Below are 18,700 nucleotides of genomic sequence, written 5' to 3' on the forward strand. Positions count from 1 at the left end.
AAAATAGCTATTGGTGATTGGATTCTCTGATTGCCAATGGCTATAATCCACAAACATTTACGGTAAAACAATTGATTAACAATCAAGTCGCTTGATTGAATAGGATACTCTTGTGCTTTTAAAAATCGCACAGGTAAAGAGATTCTTGTGGTTTTAGCTTTCTGCAAGGATAGTTTCATAAATTAGAAATAGAGGCGTCATTCTAAGATGGCGCCTCTTGATATGGATTAAAATTAGATTCAATGAAAGATTATTGCAATAAAAGAGGCTGTTTCACATCTACGAAACAGCCTCTTTTTGTATTCTATATTGCGAGATTTCTTAATTTGTTCTTCCAGGATAAACTTTCAATGCTTCGGCAAGAGTTTCCATCGCTTTCGCCAAATCTTCTTTTTTAAGAACGTAAGCAATACGAACTTCATTTTTACCTAAACCTTTAGTAGCATAAAATCCTGTAGCAGGAGCAACCATAACAGTTTGGTTCTTGTATTCGAAATCTTCCAATATCCACTGAGCAAATCTGTCTGCATCATCAATTGGAAGTTTCACTACAGTATAAAAAGCCCCTTTAGGAGTTGGACAGTAAACGCCATCCATGTTATTTAATGCCGCCACCATAAAGTTACGGCGATCAATGTATTCGTTGTAAACTTCGGTGAAGTAATCTGCAGGTGTCTCCAAAGAAGCTTCGGCAGCAATTTGTCCAAAAGCAGGAGGGCACAAACGAGCCTGTGCAAATTTTAAAGCCGTAGTAATTACTTCTTTGTTTTTGGTAATCATTGCACCAATACGAACACCGCACTCGCTGTAGCGTTTCGAAACAGAATCAATTAGAATTACATTTTGCTCCAAGCCTTCCAGTTTCATAGCTGAGAAATGCTCTTCGCCATCGTAACAAAACTCACGATATACTTCATCAGAGAAAAGGAACAGGTCGTGCTTGATGATCAATTCACGCAATTGATTCAATTCTTCTTTTGAGTACAGGTAACCTGTAGGGTTATTCGGATTACAAATAACGATCCCTTTGGTTTTAGGAGTCATTAATTTCTCGAATTCTTCAATTGCAGGCAATGCAAAATCATTTTCGATACTCGATGTAATTGGTTTTACAACCACACCGGCACTTACAGCAAAACCGTTGTAGTTTGCGTAAAATGGCTCCGGAATCAAAATCTCATCACCAGGATTCATACAAGTCATCAAAGCAAAAGTAATTGCTTCCGAACCACCTGTAGTAATCAACATCTCATTTTCGTCCACGTTAATTCCGATGTTCTGATAGTATTTCGCCAATTTCCTGCGATAAGAAATATTACCCGCCGAATGAGAATACTCAATCACCTTTTCGGTACAATTTCTAATGGCTTCCATGGCAACCTCAGGTGTTTTAATATCCGGCTGACCAATGTTTAATGGATACACAGTTTTTCCTGCAGCTCTTGCAGCTTCAGCGTAAGGAACCAATTTACGAATTGGTGACTCAGGCATTAATCTTCCTTTGTCTGATATTTGTGGCATTTGTTACGTGTTTATATATTTTATGAATGAAGTTTTTTGTTGCTCAAAAGTAGATAAATTTCCATGTAAAAAAAATGATTTTTATTGCTTTTCAGCATCCCTTTAAAAATCTGAAATTTGCTTGTCAAACCTGTGATTTTAAAACAAATGCTTGGTTTCATTGTTCCGCTTATTTGAATCACAAACGAGGCACAGATCGCTTTCATATAGATTGTTGCTTTTTGTTGGAGATATATCTCTCAGATTTTCTTAATTTTGAGCCAAATTTTTTAAGTAGTATAGATTTTTAAATTTTAGTTAAACACATGGAAATCCCAACAAAGTACAATCCTGCAGAATCGGAGGACAAATGGTATAAGTATTGGATGGATAAAGGATTCTTCCACTCTGTACCTGATGAGAGAGAGCCGTATACAATTGTGATACCTCCGCCAAACGTCACCGGAGTGTTACACATGGGGCATATGCTAAACAATACAATTCAAGATGTATTGGTGCGTAGAGCGAGATTGCAGGGGAAAAATGTCTGTTGGGTGCCGGGTACTGATCATGCATCAATTGCAACAGAGGCTAAAGTTGTAAATAAGTTAAGGCAGGAAGGCATTTCTAAAAATGACATTACCCGCGATGAGTTTATGGCACATGCCTGGGAGTGGAAAGAGAAACATGGTGGTATCATTTTGGAGCAGCTCAAAAAATTGGGTGCTTCGTGTGATTGGGAGCGTACTGCTTTTACCATGGACGAATCTCTTTACGAATCGGTAATTGATGTTTTTATCGATTTATATAAAAAGGAAAAGGTTTATCGGGGTGTTCGTATGGTGAATTGGGATCCTTCGGCACAAACAGCTGTTTCCGATGAAGAGGTAATCTATAAGGAATTACAATCAAAACTGTATTATTTAAGATATCAGGTTGAAGGAAGTGATGAGTACATTACCATTGCCACCACCCGTCCTGAGACAATTTTAGGTGATACCGCAGTTTGTATCAATCCAAACGACGAACGTTTTGCTCATTTAAGAGGCAAACGTTGTATCGTTCCTTTGGTGAACCGTTCCATTCCAATCATCGAAGATGAGTATGTTGATATGGAATTTGGTACCGGTGCTTTAAAAATTACACCGGCTCATGATATAAATGATTACGAAATTGGAGATCGTCACAATTTAGAATCGATTGATATTTTTAACGATAACGGTACCATGAGTGAGGCTGCTCAGCTTTACATTGGAAAGGATCGTTTCGAAGTTCGTGATTTGATCATGCCTGATTTGGAGAAAGCAGGCAACTTGGTGAAGGTGGAAGATTACGTGAACAAAGTAGGTTTCTCGGAACGTACCGATGCTGTAATCGAACCTAAATTGAGTATGCAGTGGTTCCTGAATATGAAAGAATTGGCCAAACCGGCTCTTGAGCATGTAATGAACGACGATATTCAGTTGCATCCTCCAAAATTCAAGAACACTTACCGTCATTGGATGGAAAATGTGAAGGATTGGTGTATTTCCCGTCAGTTGTGGTGGGGACAACGAATTCCGGTTTACTATTTGCCTGAAGGCGGATATGTAGTAGCCAGATCAATTGAAGCTGCACTTGTTGAAGCAAATGCCAAAACAGGAAAAACATACAAAGCTGAAGACTTACGTCAGGATGAGGATGTGTTGGATACATGGTTCTCTTCATGGTTGTGGCCAATTTCAGTCTTCGATGGTATTCGTAATCCCGAAAATGAGGAGATCAAATACTATTATCCAACCAACGATTTGGTTTCCGGACCGGATATTCTGTTTTTCTGGATTGCCCGTATGGTAATTTCAGGTTATGAGTACCGTGGCGAAAAGCCATTTAGTAATGTTTATTTAACTGGTATTGTTCGCGATGAATTGGGCCGTAAAATGTCAAAATCATTGGGTAACTCACCTGATCCGTTAGACTTAATTGCTAAATATGGAGCAGACGGGGTTCGTGTTGGAATGCTGTTGTGTTCTCCTGCCGGAGGCGATTTGCTCTTCAACGAGAACCTACCTGAACAAGGACGTAATTTTACTACCAAGATCTGGAATGCATTCCGTTTGGTAAAAGGTTGGGAAGTTGCCGATATCGAGCAACCTGAATATGCCCGATTGGCAACAGAGGTTTTCCATGCACGTTTAAACAATACCATGGAAGCTTTGGATGAGCAGTTCAGGCAATATCGCATCAGCGAAGCATTAATGACTGTTTACACCTTATTCCGCGATGAGTTCTCATCATGGTATTTGGAAATGGTGAAACCAGCTTATCAGCAGCCAATCGACAGGAAAACTTTCGATTCAACCGTAGCTCTTTTCGAGAAGTTGATGCAGCTACTCCACCCATTCATGCCTTTCTTAACAGAGGAAATCTGGCAGTTACTTGCCGATCGTACCGATGAGGACAGCATTATGGTTTCAGTGATGCATAAGCCAGATTCTTATGACGCTAATTTGTTAGCCAAGTTCGAGCAGGTAAAAGAAGTGATTGTTGCTGTTCGTAATATCCGTAAGCAAAAAAATATCGCTTTTAAAGAAGTTTTAGAAATGAATTATAAATTGAAGGGAGACAATTACGATGCTTCTTTCGATTGTGTGGTGGCTAAAATGTGTAATTTTACCGATATTACTGTAGCAAATGGAGAAATGACTGGTGCAATGTCGTTCATCGTAAATGCAGTTGAATATTTTATTCCTTTGGGCGACTTGGTCGACGTTGAGGAAGAATTGAAGAAAATGGAAGAAGAGTTGAAATATACCAAAGGTTTCCTGATTTCGGTTCAAAAGAAAATGAGCAACGAGCGTTTTGTTAACAATGCGCCGGCTAAAGTCATCGAAATCGAGAAAAAGAAAATGGCCGATGCCGAAGCTAAAATCAAAGTTTTAGAAGAGCGAATTGCCAGTATGAAATAAGAGAAGTATACTCTATTGTATTAATGCCGTTTCATTCATTTGGAACGGCATTTTTTGTTGTGTGCCTATTGCTTGATCATTTCTTAGGGTATATCAGACAATCTTCTCCCCTTAAGTCGATCATCCTATAACTATAAGTTGAAAGTTTAATATACATCAAACTATATTTTCATGTACATTAAAATTATTTTTCATGTACATCAAAAATGATTAACTTGTAGATGTAAGTTAGATATTCTCATTAGGAAAGAATCAACTTGTAGTAAGGGACAATTCAAATTATCAGCATATGGCAGTCTTCTATAAAGCAGTGAAAATAAAAACACCATTGAGTAAAAATGGTAAAACTGAAATGTATTATCCTCGGGTAGCTAACCGACGGAAGGAAAATTTAAGGGATATAGCAGAACGGATTTCAGACATGTCTTCCTTTAACAGGTCGGATGTGATTGGCGTTTTAGAGGCATTTACTCAATTAATTCCTCAGTTGCTGAAAGATAACAGGAGTGTTGAATTGGGAGATTTGGGTACATTTTCTCTTCATATTTCGGCCGAAGGGGTAGATTCGGAAGAACTGGTAACACGACATCGGATTAAGAAAAGTACGATTGCTTTTCGTCCCGGTAAGCGATTGAAGCAAGATATTGCAAGAGTCGATTATCGAAAAATTCCGAAGAAGTGAAAGAGATTTTTTTTTTGCCTGAGGTTAAAAAGTATGAGTTTTCCGCATGTTTTTTGATCCTTGCAAATGGGTTTTAACCCGTTCGCAAAATATATTTTCCGTTGCAAACGGTTGTAGTTTCTGTTCAATTAGCTTATTAGAGAAATAATTCTTTATTTTGTAGAGGATAAAAGAGTCCGAAAATCCAAAATAAAATTTGGATGAGGGGAATAGTGGCTGAATAGTCTAATTTGAATACTAAAAGATTAAAAAAATATGGATACGATTAAGCATATCCCTGAAAATGGAAAAACCAGAATTGTAATTATTGGTGGTGGTTTTGCAGGTTTAAAACTTGCACGGAAACTGGTGAAAACAAAATATCAGGTGGTATTAATTGATAAAAACAATTTTCATCAGTTTCAGCCTTTGTTTTATCAGGTGGCAACCTCTGGTTTGGAGCCAAGTTCTATTGCTTTTCCCTTGCGGAAGATTTTTCAGAAGCGGAAAAATGTGCATTTTCGAATGGCTGAATTGTTGGAGGTGAATCCAAATGTGCAGGAGGTATATACAAGTCTGGGGTCGTTGAAATACGATCATTTGGTATTGGCTACCGGTGTGGATACCAATTATTTCGGGAATAAGAACATCGAGGAGTTTGGTATTCCTATGAAATCGGTGTCCGAAGCCATTTTTTTGCGCAATTCAATTTTGCGTAACTACGAAAAGGCGTTGAATGAATCGGATCCGAAAAAGGCGGCTAACTACATGAATATAGTATTAGTGGGAGGTGGTCCTACCGGTGTTGAATTGGCGGGTGCTTTGGCCGAAATGAAAAATGAAATCCTGCCAAAGGATTACCCGGAGCTTGATTTTTCTTTAATGAATGTGTATTTGTTCGAAGCGTCAGATCGATTGTTGAGCGGCATGTCGGAGAAAGCATCAGCGAAAGCGAAAACTTACTTAGAGAAGTTAGGGGTAATTGTAAAAACGGAGGCTCGGGTTGCCGATTACGACGGACTTAAAATTAGTTTGGCTGATGGAGAGGAGTTTTTCTCATACGCTTTGGTTTGGGCTGCGGGGGTTGTGGCTAATTCCATTAAGGGTATTTCGGAGATTGCCGCAAGTCGTGGAGGAAGACTTCGTGTTGACATGTATAATAAGGTAAGCGGTTTAAACAATGTGTATGCTTTGGGCGATTTGGCTTTGCAAAAAGAGGGGGAATATCAGAATGGTCACCCACAGGTTGCACAGGTTGGTTTGCAGCAGGCTGGTGTTTTGGGTAAAAACCTCATAAATATTCAACAGGGAAAAAGCATAAAACCTTTTCATTATAAGGATAGGGGATCTTTGGCGACAATAGGAAAGAATTTGGCTGTTGCTGATCTGCCTGGAATTAAAACACAGGGTTTTTTGGCTTGGATACTGTGGTTGTTTGTGCATTTAATGGCAATTGTTGGTGTGAAAAATCGATTTTTCATTTTAATCAACTGGGTTTGGAATTATTGGACTTCGGATCAGTCGCTGCGGGTTTTAATTCGACCGGATAAACGAAGTTTTACGGATAGGGCTTCAAAAAGGCATCAGATTAAAGAGCCGGTTAATTTGAATTAAGGAGGCTGAAAGCACCAATTTTACTGAAGATTGGTGTTTTTTTCATTTTTGGCACAGGCTTTGCAATTATTCAGTCAAAGTATACCGGTACTTGAGTTGTATAAGATTCATCCCTACCATAGGATGACAATATTGAAAGCCATTCAAGAGTGTAAATTGAGTATTTAAATTTCATCATACACGAAAGGGTTATTTGGCTTCCACATTAAAAACTAAATGCCATGAGAAAGTCTGTATTATATAAGTTGACAGCCAGTATAGTATTGGTTTCAGCAATCGCAATTTCTACTACAAGTGTTTCAGCTCAGCGCAGATCGCAGCAAAATGAGAAGACCCGTTACGAAGAACGAAATAAATCAACCCGTTTGAAAGATGCTGATCGAAATGAGAAATACAACAAGAGTCATTATTCGGAGTACTCAGATCAGAAAAGAAATGACACTTCGAAAAAGCAAAATACAAAATATCACAAAGAACGGAGTACGAAAGGGTATTCCAGTCAATATAAAAATGGACATGTAAACGGCAATAAGCGTTGGGATCGGAATCACAACAGTGGATTACATGCATACAAATCTTATCATTCCTCAGGTGATCGCTGCAGAAGTTACAATTATCCAAAAATGGTTCATGCCAATCAACGTTACAGAAACTTTTACAATGATCATGGACACAATTGTTATCGTCATGAGCGTTATGGAAATGTAGTTTTAAGATTTGCTGTTGCTCCTGTTGTAATCCGACATAGTTACGGAGATTACTACTTCTCTGATGGATATTATTATAGATTCTATCCTGAAGTGGGATACGTTGCAGTTGATGCACCAAATTCTTTGTATTTCTCTTATGTACCTGATAACTGTCATAGGGTTTTGCATCATGGAAATGAATATTACACAAATGGAGATATGTATTTTGTGAAGCATAGAAATGGGTTTAGGTTGGTGAGTGCTCCTGTCGGAATACATTTATCGTTGAGATTTTAAAAGAAAGGTTAAGTATACGAAACTTATTAAACAGTATTGAAATGGATTTGATTTAAAAGAATAAAAAATACAGGGGTGCAGTTTGTAAAATTGACTAAAAATGGTCTTAAAATTTACAAAACTGCACCCTTCTCGTTTAAAAAATGACGTTTTGAGGCTAGGGCTATTGAGAAAGGGGTGTTTTCTTACGGCTTGTTTTTCTTTTGAATTTATACCTGATCAATTCAGGGAGTAAGAAGGGGAGAAATATAAGATAATTTGCTTGTGTATGCATTTTTTAGGGGGGTGTGCTAAAAATCTTATTTTCGTTGCTCGAAAACGATTTCGAAAAACTGCTGTAAAACAGGTTTTGGCTTGGCTAAATCAATCGACTTTATCGTCTGTAAGCATTGATTTTATTGGCTTTATGTGCTTTTTTGGTTGTGTGTTCTAAATTTTGATTTCCGCTTGGATATTCAGTTGAAACTAAGCTATTTTATCCCTCAATAACAAATGATAGCAACAACACAATTTAAAACAGGCGTATTATGACAAGGGATGAATATTTAATGGATCCAAATAAGTTGGTTCAATTCCTTCAAAAACCAAGCTGCGAGTTCACAAAAGAGGACCTGATAAGATATATAGCAGAGAATGGAATTAAGATGATTAATTTCCGTTACGTTGCTGAGGATGGAAAACTGAAAACCTTAAACTTTATTATTACCGGTAAAAATCATTTGGATAGCATTCTATCTTCCGGCGAGCGTGTTGATGGATCAAGTTTGTTCTCTTATATAGGAGCAGGTTCAAGTGATTTATATGTGATTCCTAGATTTAAAACGGCATTTGTGAATCCGTTTTCTGAAGTTCCATGTTTGGATATTCTTTGTTCGTTTTATACGGCCGAAGGAAAACCAATGGAAAGTGCTCCTGAGTACATTCTAAAAAAGGCACATGATAACTTTAAAAATACTACAGGACTTACTTTTAAGGCAATGGGTGAGCTCGAGTATTATATTAAAAGTTCAAATCATACATTATATCCCGACGTTGATCAAAAAGGATATCACAGTTCTCAACCTTTTACCAAATGGGAAGGTTTAAGACGTGAAGCAATGGTTTTAATTGCTCAATGCGGAGGGAAAATAAAATACGGACACTCAGAGGTTGGGAATTTCTCATCTGGTGATGATGGTTATGAGCAGCATGAAATTGAATTTTTGCCGGTTGAGGCAGAGGATGCCGTTGATCAGTTGGTTGTTGCAAAATGGATTGTGAGAATGTTGGCTGCTCGTGAGAAAGCATTGGTGAGCTGGGCTCCAAAAATTACCGTTGGTAAGGCTGGCAGTGGGTTGCATATTCATATGTTGGTTGAGAAAGATGGCAAAAATATCTGTATCGAAAATGGAAAGCTGAGTGATACCGCTAAGAGAATGATTGCTGGTATTTTGAAGTTGTCAGGAGCATTAACGGCTTTTGGAAATACGATTCCGACTTCTTATTTGCGTTTGGTTCCACATCAGGAGGCTCCGACTTACGTTTGTTGGGGAGACCGTAATCGCTCTGTTTTGGTGCGGGTTCCTCTTGGTTGGGTAGGTACCACAGATATGATTAAGAGTGTGAATCCATTCGAGCCGGCTGATGCAAGAGATTTTTCAAGCAAGCAAACTTTTGAGTTTAGAGTTCCGGATGGTTCTGCAGATATATATTCATTGATGGCTGGTTTGATTGTAGCAGGTCAATACGGATTGAAGATGGAAGATGGCTTGCAGGTGGCTAATGAATTGTATGCAGATGTAGATATTTTTGCACCGCATTATAAAGAAAAATTAGATGGTTTGAAGCAATTGCCAACTTGCTGTTGGGAGAGTGCAGATTGTTTGCTTGAGCAAAGAGAGATTTTTGAGCAAAACGGTATTTTTCCAAAAGGAAGACTTGATGCCGTTGTGAAAAAACTTAAGTTATATGAAGATAATGGGTTAAATGACCGTATTCTGGGTAATGTCGATAAGATTATGGCGATTGTAAATGATTACATTCATTGCATGTAATTTTATTGGATTTCGTGAAAACATCTGCCAAAATGTAGTTTTCACTTTAATATTCGAAAGAAGATTAGGTTTTTAAATGGGGTAGTCCCGCAGCGAATGCTGCGGGACTTTTTTATGGTGTTCTTTATTCTTTATATGCAAATGAATAGGATTCATCGTGTTGTGATATATCCAAACCTTTGGCTTCAGAGTATTCCGAAACTCTAAGTGTAACAAATCTGTTTGTTATCCAATATAGGATGTAGGATCCTCCGAAAGTAAAGACTCCAACAATTACCAATGCAATGATGTGCATTAAAAAAGTTTTGACTTCTCCATGTATTAGTCCAACATCATGAGCAAATACAGCGGTTAAAATCATTCCCGTGATTCCTCCCATTCCGTGTGCCGGAAATACATCAAGGGTATCATCCAGAGATGTTTTGCCTTGTAAGGTGATTGCGTAATTGCTTACGATAGATGCTATTACACCAATAGTAATGGATGCTCCGACAGTTACAAATCCTGCGGCAGGAGTAATGGCTACAAGTCCAACAACCAAACCAATTGCAGCTCCTAATCCTGATGGCTTGTGTCCTCGGGCACCATCAAGAAAAATCCAGGTCAGCATGGCTGCTGCCGATGCTGTATTTGTATTTAGTAAGGCTAATACTGCTGTAGATGAGGCTTCCAGGGCTGATCCTGCATTGAATCCAAACCAACCGAACCAAAGCATTCCTGCACCAAGAAGCACGAATGGAATGTTGGAACGTTTCTCGTTGTACTTCGATTTTGTTCTTTTTCCGAGAAACATGGCTCCTGCAAGTGCTGCGAATCCTGCAGACATATGAACAACAGTACCTCCTGCAAAATCCAATACTCCCATGTTGCGAAGAAATCCGTTTGGATGCCAGGTCCAGTGTGCAAGCGGAGCATATATAAATATCGTGAAAAGGCTTATGAAAATCATATATGCTCTAAATCTTACCCTTCCAGCAAAAGATCCTGTGATTAAAGCGGGTGTGATAATTGCAAATTTTAACTGGAAAAGTGCAAAAAGAGCAAATGGAATGGTTGGCGACATTTCTGGGTGGGTGTAGCCTCCTACATTCTTAAACATTAGGAAAGTTAGTGGGTTTCCAACCAATCCAAAGCCTTCCGGACCAATGCTGTCTCCAAAAGCCAAGCTGAATCCAATAACAACCCATATCATACTTACAATTCCCATTGCAACAAAACTTTGAAGAATTGTTGATATGATGTTTCTGGGATCCACCATGCCACCATAAAAAAATGCAAGTCCGGGAGTCATAAGAAGAACCAGGGCGGTTGAAGTTAGCATCCATGCTACATCGCCCGAAACAATATTTGGATCATCAACTCCCAATTTAACACTAGGGACAAATACTCCGACAATAGCCACTACAATAAGCAGCAATAAGGCATAAAGCCATTTTTTACTGTTTTTCATCACAATAATGATTTATAAAATGTACAAAATCCGGTTGGTGTGATTATGGATTGTAGTCCGTCAAATATTACGCTTGGCTGGTAAAAATAGTATAAAATATAAATATAACCTAATTGAATTTGGGGTGTGTTAATTTTATACGATTGTATTTTTGTAATGCACCCCTTATTTTTAAGCCTAGGTCTTTTTTTATTTGCTTTTAAATATTGAAAAGGATTTGGCTTCGGGTTGGAATTAGGATGAGTTATCCTGTAAAAAGAAAGGCTCCAATATTGGAGCCTTTAATTAGTTTTTTTCGATTCGTAGTTGATGTACAACAAATTTTCCTGTATCATTTTTTAGCAGAAAATTAACCCGGAAGTTTCCCTGGCTAGTTGTTAAACTGCCAATCACATATCGGGCTTCAGGTTTTCCACCTACATGTTTTTTATTGAATCCTGTTGGAGGAAATTCCTTAAAGAATTTAGCCATGATTTGTTTTGCCTGTGATTTACTGTAAATAGCTTCCTTATCCTGTATGGTTAATTGAATACGCTCTCCAAAGAAATTTGACAAGCTCATACTGTTACCTTGCTTAAAAGCATTGATTAATTCTTGAGGTAAATCATCATTATTTTGTGAGATTGCTGATGAGCAACAAACTAAAAGGAAGAATATTCCTGAAAATATGTATTTTATAGATCTCATATGAATAATTTTCAATTTAATATCATATACCTTTACACAAATACTGTGCGAAAAATACATCGCAAGTTAAAAAAAATCTGAATTTCTTTTTCGAAATAAAGAAAGAATTGATTCTTATGATATGTAGAATCAGGCGCATAGATGCTTTCATTGTGTAAGTAATTAATTAAAGTTTGAGTATTATTATAATGAAAGAAAATTAAGGTTTTATTTTGCACAAATTTGTACAAAATAACAAATTGGCTTAGTCTAAAATTGAAAATTAAAAATAAATGAAAATTGTTCTTTTAGTGATTGGAAAGACAGATAAGGATTTTGTAAAAACCGGGATTGAAGAATATCAGAAGCGGTTGGTGCATTATCTTCCTTTCGAGATGAAAATAATTCCAGACATAAAAAACACGAAGAATCTTTCTGAAAATCAGCAGAAACAAAAAGAAGGAGAATTAATTTTAGAAAAGATTAAAGCCGGAGATACATTAATGTTGCTCGATGAGGGAGGAAAAGAGTTTTCGTCTCCGGCATTTTCTAATTTTATAGAACAGAAGATGATCGGTGGAATTAAAAATTTGGTTTTTGTAATTGGCGGTCCTTATGGGTTTTCTGAAGATGTGTATCGGAATGCACAAGGAAAGGTTTCGTTATCGAAAATGACTTTTTCCCACCAAATGATTCGGATGATTTTTACCGAGCAATTGTATCGGGCAATGACAATTATTAAAGGAGAGCCTTATCATCACGTTTGATGCTTTGAACTAATTATGCTAATTTGTGAGAGGTGAGGCATGAATTTTGTATCAGCAATAAAATACTTCAAAACTATCCGAATTGAAAAATAGACTTCTCAAATATATTCCGGCCATTCTTTCGTTGGTGTTTCTTCTGTTGGCAGTTTCTACAGAGTATTATTTTAGGCAAAATGACCGCCTTGTAAATGTGGCTAATCATGCCCGGCAGGTTATTGAGAGAAAAGAACAGTTACTGAAAAAAGATCTCGGTGAACTTCAGAGTGCAATTGCAAAAAAGGATGGAGTACTTCAGAAGTACAATAACTTTTCAGAGTTTGAGAAGGACCTGAAAAAAGATGGATTTGTTCTAATTGCTTATAAACAAGATAGTTTATTGTTCTGGAGCGATAATTCTTTTCTGATACCCGGGAAAAGCTTTCTTGAAAAAGAGAATCCATTGGTTGTTCAGCTGGATGATGGATTCTATTTTATGCAAAAACAGAAGGCGGATTCAATTGATTTGTATGGATTCTTACTTTTAAAAAAGATTTATCCATATCATAATAAATTTCTGAAAGATCATTTTGGACCAGATTTTTTCATCCCCGACTCTTTTGATATTTCCTTAAACCCAAATTCGGGAGTTTCAGTGAGCAGTTCCGATGGCAAATTCATGTTTTCATTATTGGATGATAATGCTGGAATGGGTTCCGGAAGGGGACAAAAAGGAGTGGGTTTATTGTATTTGTTGGCGGTTCTGTCTGGTTTGGTATTCTTCAGTATTTTACTCCGGCAATTCAAAGATCTGAAATTAGGTCTCTCAGCCTTTCTTATTTGGGGAGTAAGTCTGGTACTTATACGATATTTTATGTTGCTGTGGGGATTTCCCGCCGTTTTTTCAAAATTTGAGATTTTTTCTCCTGTTTTGTTTGCGAGTTCATTCTTCTTTCCATCCTTAGGTGATTTTGTAATCAACTCGTTCTTCTTGTTTATTTTCGTTTATACCTATTCAAGGTTTTTAGTCAGCAATCAATTCTTTAAGCCTAAAAATTCATCTCAAGTTTCCAGATGGATTTCTGTGCATTTAATTCTGTTTTATCTGCTGTATTTTACAATCGAGGATCTGTTCGAGAGCTTAATTTTTGACTCCAGTTTTAGCTTGCAGATGTTTGTATTTCAGGATAATGGGATTTATGTTTTCATAGGTTTTGCTATATTGATTTTTTTATTTTATGCTTTGGGGCAAATCGCAAATCTACTGGGAGAAATTGCCCGGGATCATTGGAATTTAAAAACGTATTTACTCGCAGTTATTCCTGTATCCATGGTTTTCAGTTTGGTATTTTATTTTTTTAATCCAGTAAAAACTGATGTTGTTACTCTGGGCTTTCCAATTTTGCTGGTTTTGGTTTTGGGTCTAATTAATTATCAGAAAGAAAAGGGAGGAAGATATTCTTTATATGTGGCTTTGCTTTTAGGTGTTTCAATATTTGTTACCAATAGGATCAATTTTTTCTCCAGTCAAAAGGAAAAACAGGATAGACAAGTAGTGGCAATGAATCTTTCTACAGAATATGATCCAACCTCTGAATTTTTTTTGATGGAAATTCAAGAGAAAATCGATCAGGATTCAATATTAAAAGATTTGTGCAAACGACCTTTTAGAAATGAACCTGAAATAGCAGATTATGTTCAAAATAAATACTTTACAGGATTTTGGGAGCAATATCATCTTCAAGTTACAATTTGCAGCAACATGGATGATTTAAATATTGAGCCCGATAATCAGATCAGAAATTGTTTTGAGTTTTTTGAAGAAATGATTGTCACAACAGGTGAACCTATTCCAAATAGTAATTTTTACTACTTGAATGAGTTTGATGGGATGGTTTCATATTTAGGTGTTATTTCCAATCCATCGTTTGCTTCCGATGAGGTTAAAATTTACCTGCGTCTCGATTCTAAATTTGGCAATGAGGGTTTAGGATATCCGGATTTGTTGTTGGATGAAAAAGTTGATTTGCGTCCGGTAAGTCATAAATATTCTTATGGGAAATATCAGAATGGGAAACTGATTGCTTCCTCCGGAAAATTTAATTATTTCATGAGTGATGCCGGGTTTGGCGTTAGTTCTGCCGATTTTTTCTGGAAACAGATTGATGGGTACGACCATTTGATATATAAGTTTGGTGATAATGCTGTTGTAGTAAGTTGCCCTTCTGTATCATGGTATAACAGAGGGATAACCATTCCGTATGTTTTTGTTCTTTTTTATGTTTTTGGCTTTTGTATTTGGTTGCTTGAAAAAGTTTCTTCTAAATTCAGAATAAATCTAAGTTTTAAATACCGGATTCAATACTCAATTATTGGTTTGCTAATGCTATTCTTCCTTTTGTTGGGTGGCGGCACTGTGTATTACAACATTAACCAGGCTAACGAAGCAAATAGCAGGAGTCTGCAAGAGAAATTGCTTTTGGTTAAACGTGAGGTAATTCAGGATTTGTCGGGAGACAGTTCACGAAAATCAGAGGTGATAACAGATCAATTAAGACAATTGTCAAATTTGATTTTTGCGGATATTCATTTGTACAATTTATCCGGGGAGTTGATTGCAACTTCAAGACCAGAAATATTTGAGAAAAAACTGCAGGGGAAGAGGATGAATTTTGCCGCTTACGATCAACTTTTTTTTAATGAGCGAACTCATTTTATTCATAAAGAACAAATTGGGAAAATGTCTTACTTGTCGGCTTACGAATCTTTGGTTGATGAAAATAATGAAACCATTGCATTTGTAAATCTCCCTTATTTCCTAAAAAGCAAAGAGCTGGAAAAAGAAATGTTTAATTTAATTCTTGCCGGGGTAAATCTTCATGTATTGATGATTTTGCTGGCCATTTTTCTTTCGGTAATTATATCGAATAAAATAACTTATCCGCTTCGTTTAATTCAGAGCAGACTGAAGGCAACACGTTTTGGTTCGTATGGTGAGCAAATTGAATATACTAAAAATGATGAAATAGGTAGTTTGGTGAAGGAATATAATCAAATGCTTATTGAGCTTGAAGAGAGTGCTTCCCGTTTGGCAAAATCGGAACGGGAATCTGCATGGCGGGAAATGGCAAAGCAAATTGCTCATGAAATTAAGAACCCATTAACCCCTATGAAATTAAGTATTCAGTTTCTGCAGAAACGCTTCGAGGACAAAACACCAAATTGGGAAGAGCATTTTAATCGTGTGAGTAAAACATTAATAGAGCAAATTAATGCTTTGTCATCTATTGCTACTGCATTTTCGAATTTTGCAAAGATGCCGGCAGCCAAAAATGAAAATTTAAATTTGGTTGAAATTCTCGAACATACAGTTGATTTGTTTAAGAACGATGATTTTGATTTGAAACTCGATTTGAATTCCATTGAGAATGCAAGTGTTTTTGTTGACAAAGAACAGTTTGTCCGCGTTTTTGTGAATTTAATTAACAATGCGATTCAATCTATCCCGGAAGAAAACCTGGCTCAGGTTGTAATTGAGTTAGAGGATATAGATTCTGATTATCAGGTAAGTGTAATTGATAATGGTTCCGGAATTAACCCGGAGATTAAAGAGAGGTTGTTTTCACCTAACTTTACAACAAAATCGAGTGGTATGGGATTGGGTTTATCAATTGTTAAAAATATTGTTGAGAATGCTAACGGAAGCATTTGGGTTGAATCGGAGAGGCATATTGGATCTTGTTTTATTGTTCGGATTCCTAAAAGAAAAGAGATATAAGATGATTGTAAAAATACTGGTAGATAATACCGCGAAAGATGGTTTTGAGGCAGTTCATGGTTTTTCGGCTGTGATTGAGGCCGATGAGAAAATTTTATTTGATGTTGGACCAAATTCCCTTTTTATCGAGAATGCGGGAAAAATGGGTGTTGATTTGGATGAAATCAATACTCTGGTTTTGAGTCATGGTCATTGGGATCATGGTGATGGTTTGCAGTTTGTGTCAGGGAAACGTTTGATTACACATCCCGATTCATTTTCTCTTCGTTTTCGAAAGGAAAGCAAGACTACTGTTGGCCTAAAAATGACAAGAAAAGAGATTGCCGAACAATTCGAATTAAAGGAATCAAAATTGCCGGTTTGGATCAGTGAGAAAATGGTTTATCTGGGTGAAATTCCACGATTAAATGATTTTGAATCCCAATCAACAACTTTCCTTTTGGAAGACGGATCGCCGGATTTTGTTGCTGATGATTCTGCACTTGCCATTAAGAGCGAAAAAGGATTAATAGTCATCAGCGGGTGTGCGCACGCCGGCATTTGCAATACGGTGGCTTACGCAAAAGAGGTTTGTGGGGAGGATAAGGTTTATGCGGTGTTGGGAGGTTTTCATTTAAAGAAACTGGATGAAGTTTTTCAGAAAACCGCAGGCTTTTTTCAGGAAGAGAAATTGGAAATATTAGGAGCAACACATTGCACAAGCTTTCTTGTTCAGGATGAGTTTAAAAAATATTTTAAAACGATAAATTTAGAAGCCGGAGTTGAGGTAGAATTGTAACTATTTTACCTCGTCCATAGAAATAAGATTGTGCAAAATTGCATATACCGTTAATCCGGATACAGATTTAATACCCAATTTTTGTGTGATGTTTTTACGGTGAGTGACCACGGTATGAATGCTGATGAATAATTGATCGGCAATTTCTTTGTTGGTTAATCCAAGAGCAATATGTTTTAAGATATTTTTCTCACGGGAACTAATTGTTTCTGAATTTTTATCAGGAAATGAACTTTTGTTATTTTTATTTAGAATTTCCTGCATCATATCAAGAATGGTATTTTGCCCATCCATATAATTGATATAACCATCTGCCTTTAAGTCATTTTTAAGGTTTTTCTTGTTCGATAACAAGATCAGAGAGAGTTTATTTTCATTGAAAAATTCCCTCTTTGCATCCAGACAATCACCGGGCAGCATGTCTGGATTAATAATGAGAATATCCGGTTTTCTTTTGTGCACAATTCCGCATACATCCTCTTTATTATCGATGAGCTGAATCACCTCAGAATTCTCCAGATTTTGAAGAATTGACCGGAGTCCTTTTCGGATCATGCACGAATTATCAGCAATAAGAATCGTAGATCTTGCCATAGTTAGAATTTAAATAAGATTGCAGATCGATTTTTCCATTAAGATAACTTTAGGAGTTAGTACCTTATCCTCAATTCTGGAATGATAGTTCAAATCTTCCTCTAATTTGAACAGATCCTGTATAATTGTATGGTAAAGTGTGCTGTTTGCCGGAGGCGTAAGATATTTGATCATGATGGTTTTTAAATCCATCAGTTTTTCTTCTACATCATTATGCCCTTCCTCGTATTTTTCAATGGAAAATGATTCGAAAATTTCACGGTTTCTCTCTGTAAAATTCTGATTTTTAATGATTTCCTCAACGGCTAAAACATATGGGAAAACAACATTTTCCTCATGCATAATGTGTTCTGTCAGCTCAGATTTATATCCCTCAAAGAAGTTTCTGATCAGCAGAATGTATTTCTGATCTTCAGTGTCTTCCGATTGCAGAGAGATAATTTTCTGTTCAATCTCTGATAATTTATCATTTAAATAACTTGAATGAGTCATTTTAAGATAGTTGACAATGTCCTTAACCGGAATAGTTTGAAGCTCTTCTTTTGGGAAGTAGTCTTTATCGTGATATGCGTTTACAAGCTGTAAAAAGAAGTTTATGTCGACCTCGTTTTCCCTGCAAACATCAGCAACGGTTTTGTCCCCAAATCCCAAATTGATTCCAAAACGGTGAATGACTGGAATGAGCATATAATTCAATTGAATTACATCAGCCAGCTTCATATCCTTTTTAATACGCATAGCTTGTTTTTTAATTAATCTAAATTAATAAAAAGTGTGGAATATTCGCAAAAAACGCATGAAGAATGCCGCTGGAAACCGAAACCAAATGGAGGAATAACACTAAAAATTATCTTATGGCAAAAGATTTTTTGAATACCATTTGGTTTCAGTTGTCGCCGGCATGTTTTATCTGTACAAAATTAGCGATCCCTAATTTGCTGGCAATACC

At 36.8% G+C, this 18,700-nt stretch carries 13 protein-coding genes; 8 read left to right on the forward strand and 5 right to left on the reverse strand.

Annotation, left to right across the window (positions count from 1 at the left end):
* Nucleotides 1-321 precede the first annotated feature (321 nt).
* The gene (locus tag ACKU4N_RS02305) at nucleotides 322-1,521 is read right to left on the reverse strand and encodes a pyridoxal phosphate-dependent aminotransferase (RefSeq protein ID WP_321319974.1); all 1,200 of its coding nucleotides are present in this window, start codon (nucleotides 1,519-1,521) and stop codon (nucleotides 322-324) included.
* A gap of 305 nt (nucleotides 1,522-1,826) precedes the next feature.
* On the opposite strand from ACKU4N_RS02305, the gene ACKU4N_RS02310 reads away from it, so the two are divergent.
* The 5 genes from ACKU4N_RS02310 to ACKU4N_RS02330 all read left to right on the forward strand — a co-directional run bounded on the left by ACKU4N_RS02310 (nucleotide 1,827) and on the right by ACKU4N_RS02330 (nucleotide 9,742).
* On the forward strand, nucleotides 1,827-4,448 hold the full coding sequence (locus ACKU4N_RS02310; RefSeq protein ID WP_321319975.1) for a valine--tRNA ligase: 2,622 nt from the start codon (nucleotides 1,827-1,829) through the stop codon (nucleotides 4,446-4,448).
* 289 nt (nucleotides 4,449-4,737) lie between these two features.
* Nucleotides 4,738-5,130: an HU family DNA-binding protein gene (locus ACKU4N_RS02315; RefSeq protein ID WP_321319976.1), complete on the forward strand. Its 393-nt coding sequence runs from the start codon at nucleotides 4,738-4,740 to the stop codon at nucleotides 5,128-5,130.
* A 255-nt stretch (nucleotides 5,131-5,385) separates the two neighbouring features.
* Nucleotides 5,386-6,723, forward strand: coding sequence for an NAD(P)/FAD-dependent oxidoreductase (locus ACKU4N_RS02320; protein ID WP_321319977.1), 1,338 nt, complete (start codon nucleotides 5,386-5,388; stop codon nucleotides 6,721-6,723).
* A gap of 221 nt (nucleotides 6,724-6,944) precedes the next feature.
* Entirely contained in the window at nucleotides 6,945-7,709 is a 765-nt protein-coding gene (locus ACKU4N_RS02325; RefSeq protein WP_321319978.1) for a DUF6515 family protein, read from the forward strand.
* Between the two features lie 527 nt (nucleotides 7,710-8,236).
* The gene (locus ACKU4N_RS02330) at nucleotides 8,237-9,742 is read left to right on the forward strand and encodes a glutamine synthetase family protein (RefSeq protein WP_321319979.1); all 1,506 of its coding nucleotides are present in this window, start codon (nucleotides 8,237-8,239) and stop codon (nucleotides 9,740-9,742) included.
* A gap of 124 nt (nucleotides 9,743-9,866) precedes the next feature.
* On the opposite strand, the gene ACKU4N_RS02335 is transcribed toward ACKU4N_RS02330, so the two are convergent.
* Together ACKU4N_RS02335 and ACKU4N_RS02340 are read right to left on the reverse strand one after the other, a co-directional pair.
* The gene (locus ACKU4N_RS02335) at nucleotides 9,867-11,192 is read right to left on the reverse strand and encodes an ammonium transporter (RefSeq protein ID WP_321319980.1); all 1,326 of its coding nucleotides are present in this window, start codon (nucleotides 11,190-11,192) and stop codon (nucleotides 9,867-9,869) included.
* A 285-nt stretch (nucleotides 11,193-11,477) separates the two neighbouring features.
* Nucleotides 11,478-11,879 carry a DUF4783 domain-containing protein gene (locus ACKU4N_RS02340; protein WP_321319981.1) on the reverse strand — a complete coding sequence of 134 codons (402 nt, stop codon included), beginning with the start codon at nucleotides 11,877-11,879 and terminating at the stop codon, nucleotides 11,478-11,480.
* A 272-nt stretch (nucleotides 11,880-12,151) separates the two neighbouring features.
* Here ACKU4N_RS02340 and rlmH point away from each other — a divergent pair, with 272 nt between their 5' ends.
* The 3 genes from rlmH to ACKU4N_RS02355 all read left to right on the forward strand — a co-directional run bounded on the left by rlmH (nucleotide 12,152) and on the right by ACKU4N_RS02355 (nucleotide 17,157).
* Nucleotides 12,152-12,625 (forward strand): 23S rRNA (pseudouridine(1915)-N(3))-methyltransferase RlmH, encoded by a 474-nt coding sequence (gene rlmH / locus ACKU4N_RS02345; protein ID WP_321319982.1) that lies wholly within the window; start codon nucleotides 12,152-12,154, stop codon nucleotides 12,623-12,625.
* Nucleotides 12,626-12,707: 82 nt separating this feature from the next.
* Nucleotides 12,708-16,379: a sensor histidine kinase gene (locus ACKU4N_RS02350; protein ID WP_321319983.1), complete on the forward strand. Its 3,672-nt coding sequence runs from the start codon at nucleotides 12,708-12,710 to the stop codon at nucleotides 16,377-16,379.
* Nucleotide 16,380: 1 nt separating this feature from the next.
* Nucleotides 16,381-17,157: an MBL fold metallo-hydrolase gene (locus tag ACKU4N_RS02355; protein WP_321319984.1), complete on the forward strand. Its 777-nt coding sequence runs from the start codon at nucleotides 16,381-16,383 to the stop codon at nucleotides 17,155-17,157.
* Here ACKU4N_RS02355 and ACKU4N_RS02360 read toward each other — a convergent pair whose 3' ends face one another.
* The gene (locus ACKU4N_RS02360; protein ID WP_124994024.1) at nucleotides 17,158-17,751 is read right to left on the reverse strand and encodes a response regulator transcription factor; all 594 of its coding nucleotides are present in this window, start codon (nucleotides 17,749-17,751) and stop codon (nucleotides 17,158-17,160) included.
* 9 nt (nucleotides 17,752-17,760) lie between these two features.
* Nucleotides 17,761-18,489 (reverse strand): hemerythrin domain-containing protein, encoded by a 729-nt coding sequence (locus tag ACKU4N_RS02365; protein ID WP_156194965.1) that lies wholly within the window; start codon nucleotides 18,487-18,489, stop codon nucleotides 17,761-17,763.
* Nucleotides 18,490-18,700: the final 211 nt, after the last annotated feature.

Origin of the sequence: Labilibaculum sp. (genome assembly GCF_963664555.1) — a bacterium.
GTDB lineage: Bacteria > Bacteroidota > Bacteroidia > Bacteroidales > Marinifilaceae > Labilibaculum.